Annotated in this window: 15 protein-coding genes; 3 read left to right on the top strand and 12 right to left on the bottom strand. The window is 38.8% G+C overall.

Features of this window, described 5'->3' with window-relative positions; all coding sequences use genetic code 11:
* Nucleotides 1-839: 839 nt before the first annotated feature.
* The 7 genes from AAEY62_RS05915 to argC form a co-directional block, all read right to left on the bottom strand.
* Nucleotides 840-1,373 (bottom strand): hypothetical protein, encoded by a 534-nt coding sequence (locus AAEY62_RS05915; RefSeq protein ID WP_350634716.1) that lies wholly within the window; start codon nucleotides 1,371-1,373, stop codon nucleotides 840-842.
* A 16-nt stretch (nucleotides 1,374-1,389) separates the two neighbouring features.
* The gene (locus AAEY62_RS05910) at nucleotides 1,390-1,590 is read right to left on the bottom strand and encodes a hypothetical protein (protein ID WP_342875729.1); all 201 of its coding nucleotides are present in this window, start codon (nucleotides 1,588-1,590) and stop codon (nucleotides 1,390-1,392) included.
* A 265-nt stretch (nucleotides 1,591-1,855) separates the two neighbouring features.
* Nucleotides 1,856-3,721, bottom strand: a complete 1,866-nt coding sequence (gene argH / locus AAEY62_RS05905; protein WP_007581654.1) for an argininosuccinate lyase — start codon at nucleotides 3,719-3,721, stop codon at nucleotides 1,856-1,858.
* Nucleotides 3,722-3,770: 49 nt separating this feature from the next.
* Nucleotides 3,771-4,973 carry an argininosuccinate synthase gene (locus AAEY62_RS05900; RefSeq protein ID WP_007581653.1) on the bottom strand — a complete coding sequence of 401 codons (1,203 nt, stop codon included), beginning with the start codon at nucleotides 4,971-4,973 and terminating at the stop codon, nucleotides 3,771-3,773.
* The gene (locus tag AAEY62_RS05895; RefSeq protein ID WP_024590034.1) at nucleotides 4,970-5,902 is read right to left on the bottom strand and encodes an ornithine carbamoyltransferase; all 933 of its coding nucleotides are present in this window, start codon (nucleotides 5,900-5,902) and stop codon (nucleotides 4,970-4,972) included. The genes AAEY62_RS05900 and AAEY62_RS05895 overlap by 4 nt, the downstream gene beginning before the upstream one ends.
* A 7-nt stretch (nucleotides 5,903-5,909) precedes the next feature.
* Nucleotides 5,910-6,677: an acetylglutamate kinase gene (argB, locus tag AAEY62_RS05890; protein WP_024590035.1), complete on the bottom strand. Its 768-nt coding sequence runs from the start codon at nucleotides 6,675-6,677 to the stop codon at nucleotides 5,910-5,912.
* Nucleotides 6,678-7,688 carry an N-acetyl-gamma-glutamyl-phosphate reductase gene (gene argC / locus AAEY62_RS05885; RefSeq protein WP_024590036.1) on the bottom strand — a complete coding sequence of 337 codons (1,011 nt, stop codon included), beginning with the start codon at nucleotides 7,686-7,688 and terminating at the stop codon, nucleotides 6,678-6,680.
* Between the two features lie 224 nt (nucleotides 7,689-7,912).
* On the opposite strand from argC, the gene argE reads away from it, so the two are divergent.
* Nucleotides 7,913-9,073: an acetylornithine deacetylase gene (gene argE, locus AAEY62_RS05880; protein WP_350634714.1), complete on the top strand. Its 1,161-nt coding sequence runs from the start codon at nucleotides 7,913-7,915 to the stop codon at nucleotides 9,071-9,073.
* 62 nt (nucleotides 9,074-9,135) lie between these two features.
* Here argE and AAEY62_RS05875 read toward each other — a convergent pair whose 3' ends face one another.
* Entirely contained in the window at nucleotides 9,136-10,068 is a 933-nt protein-coding gene (locus tag AAEY62_RS05875; protein WP_024590038.1) for an aq_1923 C-terminal domain, read from the bottom strand.
* Between the two features lie 76 nt (nucleotides 10,069-10,144).
* On the bottom strand, nucleotides 10,145-11,530 hold the full coding sequence (gene radA, locus AAEY62_RS05870; RefSeq protein ID WP_024590039.1) for a DNA repair protein RadA: 1,386 nt from the start codon (nucleotides 11,528-11,530) through the stop codon (nucleotides 10,145-10,147).
* A gap of 362 nt (nucleotides 11,531-11,892) precedes the next feature.
* Between radA and AAEY62_RS05865 the strand changes: the two genes are divergently transcribed.
* Nucleotides 11,893-14,370 carry a PilZ domain-containing protein gene (locus AAEY62_RS05865; RefSeq protein ID WP_024590040.1) on the top strand — a complete coding sequence of 826 codons (2,478 nt, stop codon included), beginning with the start codon at nucleotides 11,893-11,895 and terminating at the stop codon, nucleotides 14,368-14,370.
* Nucleotides 14,371-14,390: 20 nt separating this feature from the next.
* On the opposite strand, the gene serB is transcribed toward AAEY62_RS05865, so the two are convergent.
* A complete protein-coding gene (gene serB / locus AAEY62_RS05860) occupies nucleotides 14,391-15,419 on the bottom strand; it encodes a phosphoserine phosphatase SerB (RefSeq protein WP_024590041.1) in 1,029 nt (342 codons plus the stop codon).
* Nucleotides 15,420-15,571: 152 nt separating this feature from the next.
* On the opposite strand from serB, the gene AAEY62_RS05855 reads away from it, so the two are divergent.
* On the top strand, nucleotides 15,572-16,192 hold the full coding sequence (locus AAEY62_RS05855) for an AhpA/YtjB family protein (protein WP_007581635.1): 621 nt from the start codon (nucleotides 15,572-15,574) through the stop codon (nucleotides 16,190-16,192).
* On the opposite strand, the gene AAEY62_RS05850 is transcribed toward AAEY62_RS05855, so the two are convergent.
* On the bottom strand, nucleotides 16,159-16,926 hold the full coding sequence (locus AAEY62_RS05850; protein WP_024590042.1) for a TatD family hydrolase: 768 nt from the start codon (nucleotides 16,924-16,926) through the stop codon (nucleotides 16,159-16,161). The genes AAEY62_RS05855 and AAEY62_RS05850 overlap by 34 nt on opposite strands.
* A gap of 21 nt (nucleotides 16,927-16,947) precedes the next feature.
* Nucleotides 16,948-17,586 (bottom strand): pyridoxamine 5'-phosphate oxidase, encoded by a 639-nt coding sequence (gene pdxH / locus AAEY62_RS05845; protein ID WP_024590043.1) that lies wholly within the window; start codon nucleotides 17,584-17,586, stop codon nucleotides 16,948-16,950.
* Nucleotides 17,587-17,694: the final 108 nt, after the last annotated feature.

Here is a 17,694-nt window from a genome sequence, read left to right as displayed (position 1 = left end):
CGTAATGCATGAGAAAATGTAGAGTTGAGTTTATAGCTAAACCAGTAATGATATATAGATAGGTAATACCATCATGCCAGAGCCGCCTAAGGGAAATAATAACTAGGAGAGTTAAAATATCGGAAAACAAAAAATCTAGATAAGTTACCGTATCCAGATTTGTAAATATACTAAATGAATATGAAATACTCATAACCAAAGACAAATACACTCTTTCTTTATTAGGCTTATTAATCGAATGAGCAAGGGAGTACAAAAAGGCCATAAGGAATCCCCATTGTACAAATGCACCTATGTACAAAGAAACTGTTGGGCTAATTATGAGTTCACTCATTATTATTAAGATTTTTTTTATTCAAATTAATAATTTTTAAAGGCGACATTTTTATAAGATTTTTATTAAGTATTAGCGAGAGCATCATCAATACATCTATTAAAGTACTCCCAACAGAATAAAAACTCCAATACCACCACTCATCTAAGTGGTAAAGAATATATAGATCGTAATGCATTACTGATGCGAGGAGGCTATTAATGACTAAACCTATCAGAATAAAATTGGCACTTGGGCAACATTTAATAAAGTCAATTTTTATAAAAAAGAGTATCGCTACTATGGTAAGAAAATCATATAAAATCCAATCTAAATAAGGAGCATTCAATATAGTAAAGTATCCACTTAAAAAATATGAACACAACATAATGCTTGATGTAATGAGAAGGGATTTATTTTTAATATTGACACTAGATACTAAGCAGTACAAAAAGGCCATTAAAAAGCCCCATTGTGTAAAAGCATTTATATAATCCAGAAAAGCACCAGTTAAGTACATTTTAAACTAGGTTACTTTATGGGTATCGTTTGACTTGAAGTAGCTGAGGATTTTGTTCTTTAATTTATGAAGACCGAGGAAGTCTCTATCAACAATTAATGCGACTATCATCATTAAGTCCATTAAATTAACTGCGTATGTATAAACATCCCAAAAAAACCATCGTTCCATATTTCCGAATATATACATATCTAAATACATACAAAAAAAGAAAATCGAATTTATAGACAATCCACCAATTAAATACAAAAAAGAAGGTGTTGTTTTTTCTGTTATTTTATATATACATATTAACGCTAAAATAGTAGAAATATCATACAAAGCCCAATCCAAGTATATTGAGTTTTTAATAGAAAGCCATGTATAGAAGTAGTCAGATAAGGTATAAGATATCATCATAATAAATGAACTGAGCAGAAGAGTTGTACCTCTTTTTACATCTAATGAGTATACAAACACATTAAAAAAGAAAGTCATCAGAAATCCCCACATCGTAAAAGCAGACAGTGAGAACAACCCAAAAAGCTCAGTTAGAATCATTTAAAACCTTAAATTATTACTTTGGTCTGACAGGCATTACACTGCCCCCGCCGCGTTGTAAGCTATCACTACTTGCTGCAGCAATAGCCTCTTGAGAAATGCTTACTGTATCAGATTGCAGGGTTTTAGGGCTAGCAGTTTGTTCCATTGCAGGCTTTAATTGTTGTGTTTTGTTGTATGCTTGCATTTGTACTTGGCTATTAGCTGAAACTTGCATGTGATTGATCCTTGTAAAAGTTTTAATTATATTTGGTGCAACTTTTAACCACATCATTATGTAGATAAATGCATCACCTGTTTAAAGTAGTGATAGCTATTTTGCTATCTACCTTATACGAAGCAACCAATGTGCCAACTTTTTTTGACACCTTAAAACTCACTCAAAACATACTTATATAATCAAACCAAACAGCTCCGACCAGTTTACTACAAACATAAAAAAACGCACAGGGATAACCGTACGTTTTTTGTATCCAGGGATTTTAAGCTACGTATTTACACGGGATCTCCGCACGTGTACTTAACTTCAAAATATATTCCATTGCTACTTCGTCACAATTTTCTTTACGAAGGCAAAGTTCACAATCTTTCATTACTTTTTCAGGCAAAGAGTCTTTGCTACAAAAAGTAAAACGTTGTTGTTCAAAAAAATCTGGTACGCGTGTTAATACAATAACTCGGTTAAGTGCCAATTTTTTGGCTTTAGTAAGTAGATGATCTACAAGCTGTCTACCCTGCCCCGACACTTTACTTTTTGGGTCTATACCCAATGAGCGTATTTCAGCAAGGCCGGTATCGTAAATGTATAACGACGCACAGCCCGACACTTTTCCATTTATTTCTGTTACTGCAAACTCGTTAATAGAGTGCACCATATCGCTTTTTGCACGAGGCAGGTTTTCACCTACCGTTGCCCAATGCTGTATAAGTGTGGCAATTGCTTCTACATCATCTAAATTTGCATCACGTACCGTTATTTGCTGTTTTTTTTTGGCTTCTTTAACAGCATTAGTTACTTGTTCAATAGACGTCCCACCAAGGGCTTTACGTGCTTTTATACATGCATCAATTTCAAGTACTGGGTAAACATCGTCTTCAAATACAGTGTTTACTGATTTGTACTGCTCAAGCGATAGCTCTTCAAGCGTTTTACCTTCGCTAATCGCAAGCTGTACAAGTACACCTACAATGTGATGCCCTTCTCTAAATGGCACACCTTTAGCAACTAAGTAATCAGCAAGTTCGGTGGCATTTGCATGCCCTCCTTTTGCTGCAGCAAGTGTCTTATCACCGTTTACTTTAACGCCTTTAATACATGCTTGCGCCATATGAATACATGCAAGCCATGTTGGCATAGCGTCGAACAGGCCTTCTTTGTCTTCTTGCATATCTTTATTGTATGCAAGTGGCAGCGCTTTTAACGTCATCATCATAGCGCTAAATGCACCAAATACACGTCCGGTTTTACCGCGAATAAGCTCGAGTGCATCAGGATTTTTTTTCTGAGGCATGAGCGATGAGCCTGATGTTACGTTATCAGCCAGCTCTATAAATCCGGCTTCACCCGAATTATAAAAAATCAGATCCTCTGACATACGAGATAAGTGAATCATCGAAATAGACGCACAACTTAAAAGATCTAACACAAAATCACGATCAGATACGCCATCAAGGCTATTTTTTGTAGCCGCTGTAAAACCTAGCCCATGCGCTAATGCTTGGCGATCAATCGGATAAGCAGTACCTGCTAATGCACCACTGCCTAATGGGCAAAAATTCATGCGCGCTTTAGCATCTTGCAGGCGGCTTTCATCACGCTCTAGCATCTCTACATACGCCATACACCAGTGGCTAAACAATACTGGTTGTGCGCGCTGTAAGTGCGTGTAACCTGGTAATATTGTGCCAAGCTCTCGCTCTGCAAGCGCTACAAACTCGCCTTTAAGCTGTGCAATAGCATCTAGTAAATGGTCAGCCGTATCACGGCACCATAATCTAAAGTCGGTGGCAACTTGGTCATTACGGCTTCGGCCTGTATGTAATTTTTTAGCTAAATCACCTACTTTTTCAATTAGAGCTGCTTCAACATGTGAATGAATATCCTCTGCACCTGAAGTAGCTACCGCTTGTGGATCTGCTTTAACTTCTTCAAGCAGCTCATTTAATGCAGCCACTAATCTTGTGTGCTCGTCACTTGAAAGTACACTTACCTGTTCAAGTGCACCAGCCCATGCCACAGAGCCAATAATATCTTGCTCTGCTAACTGGTAGTCAAAGGGAAGAGAGTCGTTAAATTGCTTAAACGCCTCATCTGGACCCGTAGAAAAACGTCCGCCCCATAATGCCATGAAATCTCTCCAAACCCTGTAGTGCCCCTTTTATAAGGGGCGTAATAAATTACTTTTTAGCGAGTGCTGAAATTCTGCTTGAAAGCGAGAATAAACGAATAAAGCCTTCAGCGTGTGATTGGTCGTACACATCATCTTCGCCAAATGTAGCAAATGCTTCGCTGTATAAGCTATTTGGTGACTGCTTTTGAACTGCAGTTACTTGGCCTTTGTATAGCTTAAGTACCACTTCACCTGTTGCCACTTTAGAAAGTGCTTCAGCACCGGCTAAAATAGAATCTTTAAGAGGCGTAAACCAACGGCCGTCGTATACTAAATGCGAGAACTCGCCACCGAGTACTTCTTTCCACTTACGGCTTGCTTTATCAAGCACTAGCTCGTCAATGGCTTGAAGCGCAGCCATAATGACTGTGCCGCCTGGCGTTTCATAACAACCGCGTGACTTCATGCCAACTAAACGATTTTCTACAATATCAACACGTCCAACACCATGAGGCGATGCAATATCGTTTAATTTGACTAAACAATCGTAAGGTTTAAGCTCTACGCCATTTACAGCAACCACTTCGCCTTCAACAACTTTTAATGTTACTAGTTCTGATTTATCTGGTGCTTGCTCTGGAGAGTTAGTCCAAGTCCATACTTGTTCAGTTGGTTGACACCATGGGTCTTCAAGCTCACCACCTTCGTGCGAAATATGCCATGCGTTAGCATCACGGCTATAAATTTTTGTAGCAGATGCTGAACACGGAATGTCACGCTCTGCTAAGTAATCAAGTAATGATTCACGGCTCGATAAGTCCCACTCACGCCATGGCGCAATTACTTTTAAATCAGGGGCTAGTGCTGCAAAACATGATTCAAAACGAACTTGGTCATTACCTTTACCAGTACAACCATGAGAAAGTGCATCAGCACCTACTTTACGTGCAATTTCAACTTGTGCTTTAGCAATAATTGGGCGCGCCATAGAAGTACCTAATAAATAAGTACCTTCGTAAATTGAGCCCGTTTTAAGCGTTGGGTAAATGTAATCACTTACCATTTCATCTTTTAAGTCAACTACGTAACATTCAGATGCACCAGAGGCAATTGCTTTAGCTTCTACGCCTTCAAGCTCTTCAGCGCCTTGACCTACATCGGCAACAAACGCGATTACTTCACAGCCGTAGTTTTCTTTTAACCATGGCACGATAGCCGACGTATCAAGACCACCAGAATAGGCTAAAACGACTTTTTTAATTGAACTCATAGGTGTTCCTTAACAAAATTTGGATTTAGTAATGTAACTAGCAGGGCATTTTGCGCATGCATGCGATTCTCTGCTTGTTGAATAATTTTTGATGCTGGACCATCCATTACCTCAGAGGTAATTTCAAATTCACGGTGTGCCGGTTGGCAATGCAATACCGTAGTCGCACCTGTTTGATCTAGCAATGCCTGGTTTAATTGATAAGGCATGTATTTTTCTTTTACTTGCTCAAGCGGCGTTGTATCACCCATTGATACCCATGTATCTGCATATACAACGTTTGCACCAACCGCAGCTTCAACTCTATCGCTCACCATGACTGATGCGCCATTCATTGCTGCAATTTGCTCTGCTTTTTTAAGTATTTGTGAATCTGGCGAACACCCTTTTGGTGTTACAGCAACAAAGTCAGTACCTAACGTTGCCGCAAGTAACATCAATGAATGAGTCACGTTATTGCCCTCACCTAAGTAAGCTACTTTAAGCTCACTTACATCGCCATGTACTTCTTGAAGTGTTAAAAAATCAGCAAGTGCTTGGCAAGGGTGGTACAAGTCACACAAGCTATTTACCACAGGTACCGATGAATATTCGCCTAACGTGGTTAATGTGCTGTGCTGATTTACACGCGCCACAATACCGTCGGCCCAAGTAGAAATATTAAGTGCAAAATCTTTAATTGATTCACGTGCACCCATAGCGCCATTTTGCTGATCTAAATAAACAGCATGACCACCAAGGCGATTAATACCTATATCAAACGATAAACGTGTACGTAAACTTTGTTTTTCAAACAATGTTACGATTGATTTACCCGATAATACTTGGCTGTATTTTTCTGGCTTTGCTTTTATATCTTGCGCTAACTTTAATAAATTAAGTGCGCCTTCTTGGTCTAATTCTAAACCCGTTAAAAAATTCTCAAACATAATAAACCTATGGTGTAATCTTTGTTCCGACATGCTCACCTTGCAGCAGAGCAGTTAAATTTTCTGGCTTTTGCCAGCTGGAAATATACACACCGCGTCGTAAATGTTGGGCAGCGTGAAGGCTGGTCTTAACTTTGACCTCCATCCCGCCCACAATTACTCCATCTGTAATTAAAGTATCAATGTGTTTTGTGTCAAGTTGATGTAACGGTTGTTTATTTGCGTCAAGTACCGCTTCTACATCCGTCATAAAAATTAGTTCTGCATTTAAATTACTGGCAATAGCCGCTGCAGCTTCATCTGCATTTACGTTGTACCACAAGCCTTGTTCATCAAAGCCGATAGAGCTAACAATAGGTAAACGAGAAATTCTAAGTAAATCATTGATGATAGAATCGTCGTTACTTGTGCATTTACCTACTAAGCAAAGCGCTTTTAATTTTTGAGTTGCAGTCACACCCGCCTCAAAAAGGCTTAAGCCGACAGGCTTATGCCCTGCGCTTATAGCTTGAGTCATTAATTGTTTATTAGCGCAGCCTGCAAGCGCACCCACTATATAAGGCATTTGCTCTGCTGGACTAATACGTAAACCTTGGTGTTTAGCACTAGCAAAACCCGCTTGCTTTAGCCATGTATCTACTAAAGAACCACCGCCATGAACAATGACAAACTCATCATCTTTTTGCTCGCTTAGCACGTCAAATAACGCTTTTGCTGCATTTTCTGTATTAAGTACTGCACCACCGAGTTTAATAACCCACGTTTTTTTACTCATTTAAAACGCTCCTTTTAAGCCCGTAGTGTGATCTAAATTCATAGAAATATTGATACACTGCAAAGCTTGTCCAGCAGCGCCTTTTAATAAGTTATCAATGGCAGACATTACAATTAACTGCGTGCCTTGTTGCTGCCAGCCAATATCAACAAATGGTTGCTTAGCAACACCTTTGATTGAAGGTATTTTATCGCCTAACAAACGAATTAATGGTTCGTTAGCAAGCACTTGATAAGCAGATGCAACGCTTTCCTTGGTAACGCCTGGCTTAAGTTGTACATAAATAGTTTCTAAAATACCGCGCGCAAAGCTACCTAGATGCGGTGTAAATAATACTTTGTGGCCAAGGTGTTGTTCAATTTCAGGACCGTGGCGATGGTTAAACAAACCATAAGGTGCAAGCGATACCTCACAAAAATGTGTTCCTACACTCGCTTTACGCCCGGCACCTGTAACGCCCGAAACGGCATTAATAATAATACTTTCGCTGCTCAATAAGCCTGCTTGTTTAAGCGGTTTAAGTGCATTGAGCGCCGCTGTTGGGTAACAGCCTGCAACAGCAATTAGCTTTGCGTTAGCGATAGCATCATGGTTCCACTCTGCTAAACCGTAAGCCGCTTCATTTAAAAGCTCTGGGTGTTGATGCTCAAAACCATAATAAGTAACGTAATCATCATTACTTGCTAGGCGATAGCCACCAGATAAATCAAATACTTTTTTACCCATAGCTAAAAATTGAGGCGCTAAATCAACACTTACTTTGTGATCGGTACATAAACACACATAGTCAGCATCACTTTGAATGTCATCAAAAGCTGATGCACTAAGAGGAAGTAAAGGACAATCTAGTAAGCCAAGGTGCTCTGGGTATAAATCACTTAGTAATTTATTTTTATCTAAGCTACCCTCAGATACATAACAGCCTGTTAAGGTAAGGTTTGGATGATTAGCAACTAAGCTTGCTAACTCTGCGCCGCTATAACCGCTTGCGCCAATAATAACTACATTCATTGATTACTCGTTATTTTAAAATTTACTGCTAAATATATATGTTGTTCGCTTAAACTAGCTAAGACGCTAAATTAAGACTTAATTTAATGAATTTGTAGATTATCGTCGCATTATTTTCATAGCTTTACTTTAATATATTTATGCTTAAAAAGTGAATTGATATTCATCATAAATACTTTTATATTGTTATGCAATTAAATTGAATAATAATTTTGGATTTTTTTATGCCTTTGCCTTCGTTTATTTCTATGTATCAACAATTGATTGCAGCCCCTTCTATTAGTGCAATTGAAGACAGCTTGTGTATGAGCAATAAAAACGTAATTGAACTCCTTGCGAGGTGGTGCGAAACACTCGATTTTACGTGTGAAATTATTGAATTAGAAGGAGGTAAGGGCCGCTTTAATTTATTAGCAAAACGTGGAAAAGGCGATGGCGGGTTAATGCTTGCGGGCCACACTGATACAGTGCCTTTTGATGACAGCCGCTGGAACCACAATCCGTTTAAACTTACCGAACTAGACAATAAATTGTATGGGCTGGGAAGCATTGATATGAAAGGATTTTTTGCTTTTGTATTACAAGCGATTAGTGAACTTGATGAAAAGCAGCAAACTCAACCTATTTTAATACTCGCCACTGCCGATGAAGAAACAACTATGGCAGGTGCACAACAAATATGTAAGCACCCTAATTTAAAACCTGCACGCTGTATAATTGGCGAACCTACTGATATGACGCCAGTATTTATGCACAAGGGCCATATGAGTACAGCAATAAGAGTCGTTGGTCGCTCTGGGCATAGCTCAGATCCCGAACGTGGCCTTAACGCCATTGAAGTAATGCATAAAGTGATTACAAAATTGATGATCTTAAAAGAGCAATTAAAGCATAAGTATTCAATAAATCACTTTGAGATTCCTTATCCAACATTAAACTTAGGCAATATTCATGGTGGCGATAATGCGAATAGAATTTGTGGTTGCTGTGAAATGCATATAGATATGCGCCCATTACCAGGTTTAAGTGTACAAGAACTACAAGCATTAGTGCTTGATGCAACAAAAGAGATAAATCAGCAATATCCAAATGCGGTGAGTGTTATTGATTTACATGAACCAATCCCGGCATTTAGTGGTAACACCGACAGTGCTTTAGTGAAAATGGCTGAAAAAATAGCGGGGCAAAAAGCTGTCGCGGTAAATTATTGCACTGAAGCGCCGTTTATCCAGCAACTCGGTTGTGAAACAATCGTAATGGGCCCAGGCTCAATTAACCAAGCGCATCAGCCTGATGAGTTTTTAGCGTTGGAAAAAATAAAACCATCGCAACAAATAATCACCAATATCATAAAAGCAAACTGCTTTAGCAATCAGAGTCACTAACTGCTAACAACACAAAATAATAAAGGCGCCAATTGGCGCCTTTATTAATACAAAACTAAGGCCTAATCACCTTTAACTTCTAAGTTAATAAACTTAACTAGCTCTTCAGGTTGCCCTACTAGCATCATAACTTGTTGGTTAATTTCCATCATAGTTTTACCTTCAGGTAGCTTTGCTGACACACTGAATGAATTTAAACCTTTAGCAAAGCTAGTTAAAGCCTCTGCAATATTTTCAGTTACAGGAGCTTGTTGTAACTGCTGCTCTAACATCATTTCCATTTGCTCTAGCGTCATGCCTTGCTTTTCAAGCTCACTTGATAGTAAGTCTTTTAACTTACCTTGGTTATTTAAGGCAAAGCTAACATTGCGCGGCTCTAACTTACTCATTGCTTGCATAACAAGTGTTTGCTGCTGTAACTCTTGCTCATAAGTAAGTGGCTGGTTACCCGCTTCTTGCTGCGCTTTACTAATCGCTAATGAAGCATCCATTAATGCTTTTGAATTAGCCAAGCCCATATCCATATTAAAACTAACAATGTCTTTTGCATCAAGCTTAACTACTACATCACTATTGCCAGACTCTTCATCGTAATCAAGTGATGAATGTAAATCGTAACTTGCTGAGGCTAGCATTTCGTTTGTATCAGCAGGTAATTTTGAAACAAAATTTTTGTCAAACTGAAAGCTTTTTACATCAAATGATGTATGCGGTGATATTTTATCTGGCTCGTAACCTGTTATTTCAATGCTTTGAATATTAGCAACATTGTCACCCTCAGGGCTTATTACTTCCATGTTTGTTATTTCTACGCTTTTTGAAATAACACTTGCCGATAAACCAGCATATTTAAATGTAGCGCCAGTTTGCTCGCTTACTAAAGCAAGTTGCTTATCTACTTCTGCACGCACTTCTTGTGTAGCTACATAATTTGCATAGCTCACGCCACCAACGCCCGCAGCTACAATCGCTGCAACTATTACTAATTTTTTCATGTTATTTCCTTATTGAATTCTTTATATAAAATAATCTTAACTCAAGAGTAACATCGAAGAACATCACCGATAAGCGTTAATTAATTAAACTAAGCAACTCATGTACTGTTTTAACTGGGGTAATTTTAGCGCCCAGCCCTTCCATCGACTTATGGTAATTACGAAATGGAATATATATTTCTGTAAAACCATGTTGTGCTGCTTCTTTAACACGTGGCACACCACTATCAATTGGGCGTACATCGCCGTTTAAGCTGAGTTCGCCCATAATACACGTGGTACGTGGCACAACAAATTCATTTAAGCTGCTAAGTAGCGCGGTAACCAATGCTAAATCAATACAAGTTTCTGTTTCATCTATTCTTAGGCCACCCACAATATTAAAAAACGTATCGTGGAATATTTTGGTTTTAGTGTGTTTTCGTAATATGCCAGTCAGCATTTTTATGCGGTTCATGTTTAAACCAACGCAAACACGCTGCGGAAATTCCGCCTCGGTTTCGGTAGTTAAACATTGAATTTCAAGTAGTAAATTTCGATTACCTTTACGGATACAGGTAATTGTAGAGCCTGGCGAGTCGGTTGTAGACCCCGATAAAAATATTTCGCTCGGGTTATCAACACTCAACATACCGCGTTCGCACATTTTAAAAATGCCAACGGTATCTATATCACCAAAGCGGTTTTTATTTGCCCTAAGGGTTCGAATTTGCCCATCATTGGTGTCTATGTGTAAAAGCGCATCGACAATATGTACAAGTGTTTGAGGACCTGCTATTTCGTTATTTTTATTTACATGAGCAATAATGAACATGGTTACATCATTTTGCTTACAGTATTGAGTCAATGCTTGGGCGGCGCTTTTTACTTGCGAAGGGGAACCTGGGCTACCATTTGCCGTTTCGGTTACAACCGCTTGAATAGAGTCAATAACAGCAAACTTAATTTTATTTTTCTCGAGCTCTTCAATGATGGTTTCAACACTGGTTTCTGAAAGTAAATAAAGCTCGTCAGGGTTATAGTTTAACTTTAAACGATTTACCCTGTTTTTAAACTGCGATAATGACTCCTCGGCCGTACAGTAAAGTGACGGCATACGTTGTGACATTCTCGCTACTAGGTCAGATAGCAATGTTGTTTTACCAGCACCTGGATCACCCGAAATTATATTAACAGAGCCGGTCGTTACACCACCGCTTAGCACACGATCGAGCTCGCCAATTTCTGTCAGCTGTTTTTCTGCCTCTGACGTAGCAATATCATTAATTTTTTTAGAGCCGCCACCAGCACCGCCAGCATAACCACCTACATTTGCTCGAACTGACGCTTTTTTACTCTGCCCTGCTGAAGGTTTAAATTCTGCTAATGTGTTCCACGCACCGCAGCGGCATTGACCCTGCCAACGTGGGTAGTTCATGCCACATTCTGTACACACAAACTCTATTTTTGCCGCTTTAGTCATTTATAACCTTATCTACGATTCTCTAATTTTAAAAACATTTACTGTTAATAACTTATTTTGCCACTTCAAGCATTTACTTAGCAACAAACTCTTGCCTGCGTAAAAATCTAGCGTCACAATCATTAAATACACATGGTGTTTCTTTTTAGCTATAATTTAGGGCATACTTTTTGCTTTGAAATAGTTTAAAGTAACTTGCCAACAAAATGGCATATAACACATAATAACAAGAGCTAAACAGTAGTAACTAAAATAATTGTACCTATATTAATAACATAGCGCGATTTAACGTTTATTGAACTTCTAATAAATGGACTTAACAGTATACCTACTTTTTCAATTAGACGGTGATGGTTTTATAAATGGCTGATGACATAATGCTCAAACACGAAGACCTCGTGAATGAGTTAAAAACATATTTAGGCAATGCTAAATTTGACCTAATTTTCAAATCAAAAACCGCTGGGTTAACCAAACCTGAGCAATTTTTGATGAAAATGGAAATGTCACGCTTATCTCAGCCAGTGGCACGCTTTGTTGATCTTCGTGGATTAGTGACGGGCCAAGTAAAACCGTATGAGCATAACGGCAAACAGCACTTTATGGATGACACAGCCATTGAAGTGTTTGAAAAAGCACTTAAACAGCATGGTGAATATACCCTAGCCGTTTACGAAGCCGTAATGAATACAGAAAATAACCACCGCGTATTACAAAAACAAGCCGCCGAAAAATCAGAACTACAAGAATCAGAAAGTAACTTAAGCACTGAAGTAATTAAGTTTGCCTCTTACGAGAGCCGCCGTGAAGAACGGATGAATTACTCAATAAAAGTAACTATTGATTACAAAGATAAAAAGAACATTGCTGCTAGCACCTCAGATATATCTTTAAGCGGTTGTAAAGTTAAGCTTGCAACGCGCTACTCTATAAAAAAAGGTGAACTAATAGCAATGCGCTTGGTAGGCCTTGAACAAGACTTTGAACTTGGCCTAAAGAACGGTATTCAATACGAGGTTGTTGCCGTTGAAAATATCTCTCGTGAATACAACCACATTCGCTTAAAACGCACTTATATCGAAAATAACGATGCCTTTAATGACTTTTTAGAAAGCTTTATTCACGGTAATAAACGTCGTTATAAAGTAAATTTAGATAACACGCTCGATGCTGTAGTATCAAAGGGGTATGAGCAATACTACATCCCTCGTGTAACGTCTTTATATGTATTTTTAAGCAAAAAAGATGAACAGTATTACCCAAGCCTTAGCCTTACTACTGAAAATAATATTTTTATCCAGCGCTATTTTACCAATGAAAGAAAAACACCGTGTTTGTACAATATACTCAATCATCAGCGCATTACACAATTACTAACCCAAATTACCGCGGTCAAAGAAGATTACCTCTATACATTTACACATATATCATCGGGTAAAATTTACTATTACTCCGCGACACGAACTGAGCTAAATAATAACCCTAAATTACGTGATCTATTTTTAGGTTTTGGTAGCCAAAAAGAAAGTTGGCAGTGCTTTAAAATACAAATAATGCCAAGTCATCCAGATGATTCTTTTATACCGCTTTCATTACCTAATAGTGCTGGCGCTAATATTGAAAAACTCAACAAGCCGCCTTCCCCTCGAGTTAAAGGCCTTATAAAAGACGTTAAATATATTGTTGTACTTACAAGTATTGGCAATAAAACAGAGCAAGCAGATTATAAACAACTTACTTTTGATAAAGCGTTAGTAAATCAGCTTAAGCATTTTGGCCACGCCAAACATAAAACGCCACCTTATTTAGATATTGTGCCACTTGAATACGTAAATTTACGCTCGCATAAGCGCTACCTTTATAAAACACCAGTTAGTGTCACTATTAATGATGAAGTATTTAACGGTTATACACGTGACTTTTCTGTAATGGGTTTGCAGTTAGAGTGCGAGCAACCAGTCACATTTAAAAAAGGCGATATAGTACTTTTAACATTTCCTGAGCTTCAAAAAATAACTAAAAAGCATAAACTTAGCGAACTAAAGTACGAAATAATGGCCATTAGTAAGTCATTCACTACTATTAACCTAAAAGCGAATCGTGTTGCTGATTTACCCCATGCTGGCGTGACTTTTTTCACTCAGCTAATAGAAGGTAATAAAGACAAACTTAAAGTATCTGAAGAAGCGCCAAAAGTAGAAGGCTTATCTACTGCACTTAGAAATATGGTTACAAAAAGTGTATGCCAATTTCCGCTGTATTTACACAAAGAAGCTGCACACTTTAAAACAGGTGCAATTGGTTATGGCTTATACGCCAGTCCTATGCATGTTATTTTGCAAAACTTTGGCTTATTAGGTAACAAAACTGACTTTTCGAGTATTCTTACCGAAGAGCAAATTATTAATGTAATAACGCCTAATATTAAAGATCGCAGTCGCCAAGATGCACCGCTTGCTTTTACACTCGCTATTAATTTCGACCCTCGTAAGGGCAAAATTGAAGAGGCTATTGTTAGCCAATGCGCTTTAGGTGAAGACTACTCCAGCTTTTATAAACAAATTAGTAAAGACATTACATCACAACTTATATTTGTGATGCGTTTGTATATTTCGCGCACAGGTCGCCCCGATACTGACTACCTATCAAACGAGCTAAAATACGTAAGCCAATACGCTATGCATAAAGCAAAAGATTTAGAGGAAGCTTTATGGGCTGTTGCGGGTGTGGGGGACGTAGTAGATATAACTGAAGAAGCTCTAAGCCATTTAGAGCTTAAAAAAGAGCAAGTTGAACAAATGGGCCGCCGTAAACTAATTTGGTTAAACCGCTTACGCTAAGCGGTTTAACTTAAACAACTTTAAAGAGCGGGCTCTTTATCTAACGGAATGGCCAACATATACAACAATTGTAATAATGACCCTTCACAAATAGCCGCTTGTGCTTGCTCAACTACTTTAGGTTTGCCATGCACTGCTACACCTAGGCCAGCTTTTCCCATCATGACTAAATCGTTTGCGCCATCGCCAATAGCAACTGTTTGCGACTTCTCAAGCCCTAGTTTATGTTGTAACGACTCTAGAATAATTGCTTTTTGTTGTGCATCTACAATTGTACCCAGTACTTTACCTGTTAGTTTATCGTCTTTAAACTCGAGTACATTAGCGTGCACTTCATCTAAATTAATAAGCTCTTGAACGCGCTCTGCAAACGGTACAAAACCACCTGATGCAATTGCTAAATACCAGTCATGCTGTTTTAGAATTTGACACAGCACTTTAATACCCGGCATGAGTGGCAATGCACTTTTTAGTTCTTCAATTAAGCTTTTTTCAATACCAGCCAGTTTAGCTACGCGCTGATTTAAACTCTCGCTAAAATCAAGTTTACCCGCCATTGCAAGTGCGGTTACAGAGGCTACTTCGTCGTAAACATCCGCAAGGCGTGCTATTTCGTCTATGCACTCAATAGTTATTGCAGTTGAATCCATATCCATAACCAATAAACCAGGCTCATATAAATTAGGCGCAGTAGCAACTTGCACTAATTGACAATCTAGGGTGTTTGAAAACTCTTGTAGCACTAACGGGTTTATAGCTTGATCGGAGTTTTGCACGTAAAAACACAGTGCTGGAGCTAACCCTAAATCTGGTTGATATTGACATATAGCACTGACTGTTTGGTTATGCGTAGCTAAAAAATCAATAATGCTAACAATGTGTTTTTCTTCAAAATCACCCGCAAATGCGATGCTAAATAACCCTAATGCTTTGTTTGGTATATAATTGAGAGGTGTAAATACACCACCACTATAGCTAAACCATTTATTTAGAGTTAAGTGTTGTAATGGTTGCTCAGCAGCTTGCTGTGCCATGTTGATTTGCGACATGGGATCTCCGTGTTTATTTTTATTTTCCTGATAATTGGCATATCATAACTGGTATTCTCAACACTAAATTCGCCATCAGGTGGGGTTTAAGGTTATAGTTAGTGTAGTTGTAACATCAAATCAAAATGCTGTCAGTAGCATAAACGGTGACTATGAAAAATAACCATATTAAAAACCCTATTACTGCTTCTCAAAGAAAACGACTTGTTCGCTTAATACTAGCGGCTGGTTGTTTTGTATTACTAAGCTGGGTAGGTGTTAATAGTAGTTTTCAGAGTCATCAGTTACTTTATGATAGTGCCGATAGCACGGCAAAAAGCCTCACTCAGTTTATGGCTTTAAATGTTAAAACACCGCTTATTGAAAAAAACAAACCACAGCTCAACGCCATTTGTAACGATATAAGTAAAGATGAATTTGTACTTTCTGCGACTATTTATGATCAACAAGGCATTTTAATTGCTAGCAGTGACAATTGGCAGTCACACCATATTTATGGACAACTTCCTGACTCTACACCGGGTATTAGTAAGCTAAAAACACCTTTTATGGAACCCGTGATAAGCGATGATGACCGCCCTATAGGCTTTGTGTCTGTTACTTATTTAACTCGCGCCGCAATATCCGACAGCCACAACCATTTTCACGATTTAGGTCGGCAGGTACTATTAATGCTAGTGATTGCGTGTATTTTTACGTGGCAATTAGGCCGAGGATTAAAACGCTGGCAGGTAAATCGCTATATGCAAAAAACATCTGAACAAGAATCGTAAAGCTTCTTTGCAAGCGTCCCTCTTTCACTATGTGGCTTTAAATCACATAACGCGTTAAATACATCAGGTATATGCAGTGGCGTGTTAACTTCACCTTGATGACCGCTTAACGGCATTGAAGGTGAGTCGGTTTCAAGCACTAAGTGCTCAGGCTCAATAGCAGCAATAACAGCGCGTGTTTTAACTGCGCGATCATAGGTAATAATGCCGCCTACGCCAAGCTTAAAACCCTGCTTAATATAGTACTGCGCTTGTTGAAGTGAGCCCGAAAAGGCATGAATCACTCCCCCGTTTTTTGGCTTACACCGCTTAAACGATTGCGCAATTAAATCATGGCTTTGCCTATGATGCACAATAAGCGGTAAGTTAAGCTCATTAGAAAGCCCTATTTGCTGCTCAAATAAATAAGTTTGTTTAGGAAGGTTTTCAATACTTCGATCAAGCCCGCACTCCCCAATAGCTACCAACTGATGCTTATTTGCAGTCGCGAATTCAAATAACGCTTCTATGTGCGATTCGTTATGTTGCTCTAAAAAGTAAGGATGTAGCCCTGCGGCTATTTTTATACTTAGGTAAGTTGCTTTGAGTTTTATGAGAGTATGCGATTGAGCAAGCGTAATCCCCGGCACAACAAACTGATTAACTCCCTTTGCTACACACTCGTTTATGAGCGATTCACGATTCGAATCAAACTCGCTAAAGTCGAGGTGGCAATGAGAGTCAATAAATTGCACGGTTACTTACTCATCTATTTATTAAGGGTTTAAGCGTGTAATTTGCCAGCTATTATCTGCTTGGCGCTGATATATAAAGCGATCATGCAAACGATGCGCCCCACCTTGCCAAAACTCAATTTTAGTGGGCACTACACAATATCCGCCCCAAAAATCAGGAAGTGGTATTTCACCTTTAGCAAACTTATTTTTCATGTTGGCGAAGGTTTCCATGAGTACTTTACGTGATGACACCGGACGACTTTGCGCTGACGCCCACGCTGCTAATTGACTTTCTTTAGGACGAGATAAAAAATACTTTGCCACAGCAGAGGTAGGCAATGGTTTAGCCTCGCCATATACAATAACTTGGCGTTCCATGTGGTGCCACGGAAAGTGCAGCGATATTTTGTTATTACCTTTAAGCTCTTGCGCTTTACGCGAACCTGTATTGGTAAAAAAGACAAAACCGTTATCATCCAGATGCTTTAAAAGCACAATGCGCTGTGAAGGTTGAGCGGTTTCATCAACAGTTGCTACAACCATCGCAGTTGGATCGGGTAACTGGCTTGCCACTGCATGCTCAAGCCATGTTTCAAACTGCTTGAATGGATCATCTTGCAAGTTATCTTCGCTTAACGCGTCTTGCAGGTATTCACGGCGGATATCTTCGAGTTTCATAACAAATCCTTTAAATAAAGCCTTAGAAAAGAGCTTAGAGTAGCGAGCTTAAAACAATAGATGTTGAGTAATAACAAATATTAAGATTCAGGTGCATTCGATAGCAAT

It is taken from the genome of Pseudoalteromonas sp. GW168-MNA-CIBAN-0100 (assembly GCF_040309225.1).
In the GTDB taxonomy this organism is placed as follows: Bacteria; Pseudomonadota; Gammaproteobacteria; order Enterobacterales; family Alteromonadaceae; genus Pseudoalteromonas; species Pseudoalteromonas arctica.
The sequence above is the reverse complement of the archived record's forward strand: the minus strand, read 5'-3'. Positions and strand labels throughout refer to the sequence as shown.

What these genes read in the sequence shown, in the direction of transcription:
- AAEY62_RS05915 (WP_350634716.1), bottom strand. Translation starts at nt 1,373, where the DNA reads ATGATTCTAACTGAGCTTTTTGGGTTGTTCTCACTGTCTGCTTTTACG.
- AAEY62_RS05910 (WP_342875729.1), bottom strand. Translation starts at nt 1,590, where the DNA reads ATGCAAGTTTCAGCTAATAGCCAAGTACAAATGCAAGCATACAACAAA.
- argH (WP_007581654.1), bottom strand. Translation starts at nt 3,721, where the DNA reads ATGGCATTATGGGGCGGACGTTTTTCTACGGGTCCAGATGAGGCGTTT.
- AAEY62_RS05900 (WP_007581653.1), bottom strand. Translation starts at nt 4,973, where the DNA reads ATGAGTTCAATTAAAAAAGTCGTTTTAGCCTATTCTGGTGGTCTTGAT.
- AAEY62_RS05895 (WP_024590034.1), bottom strand. Translation starts at nt 5,902, where the DNA reads ATGTTTGAGAATTTTTTAACGGGTTTAGAATTAGACCAAGAAGGCGCA.
- argB (WP_024590035.1), bottom strand. Translation starts at nt 6,677, where the DNA reads ATGAGTAAAAAAACGTGGGTTATTAAACTCGGTGGTGCAGTACTTAAT.
- argC (WP_024590036.1), bottom strand. Translation starts at nt 7,688, where the DNA reads ATGAATGTAGTTATTATTGGCGCAAGCGGTTATAGCGGCGCAGAGTTA.
- argE (WP_350634714.1), top strand. Translation starts at nt 7,913, where the DNA reads ATGCCTTTGCCTTCGTTTATTTCTATGTATCAACAATTGATTGCAGCC.
- AAEY62_RS05875 (WP_024590038.1), bottom strand. Translation starts at nt 10,068, where the DNA reads ATGAAAAAATTAGTAATAGTTGCAGCGATTGTAGCTGCGGGCGTTGGT.
- radA (WP_024590039.1), bottom strand. Translation starts at nt 11,530, where the DNA reads ATGACTAAAGCGGCAAAAATAGAGTTTGTGTGTACAGAATGTGGCATG.
- AAEY62_RS05865 (WP_024590040.1), top strand. Translation starts at nt 11,893, where the DNA reads ATGGCTGATGACATAATGCTCAAACACGAAGACCTCGTGAATGAGTTA.
- serB (WP_024590041.1), bottom strand. Translation starts at nt 15,419, where the DNA reads ATGTCGCAAATCAACATGGCACAGCAAGCTGCTGAGCAACCATTACAA.
- AAEY62_RS05855 (WP_007581635.1), top strand. Translation starts at nt 15,572, where the DNA reads ATGAAAAATAACCATATTAAAAACCCTATTACTGCTTCTCAAAGAAAA.
- pdxH (WP_024590043.1), bottom strand. Translation starts at nt 17,586, where the DNA reads ATGAAACTCGAAGATATCCGCCGTGAATACCTGCAAGACGCGTTAAGC.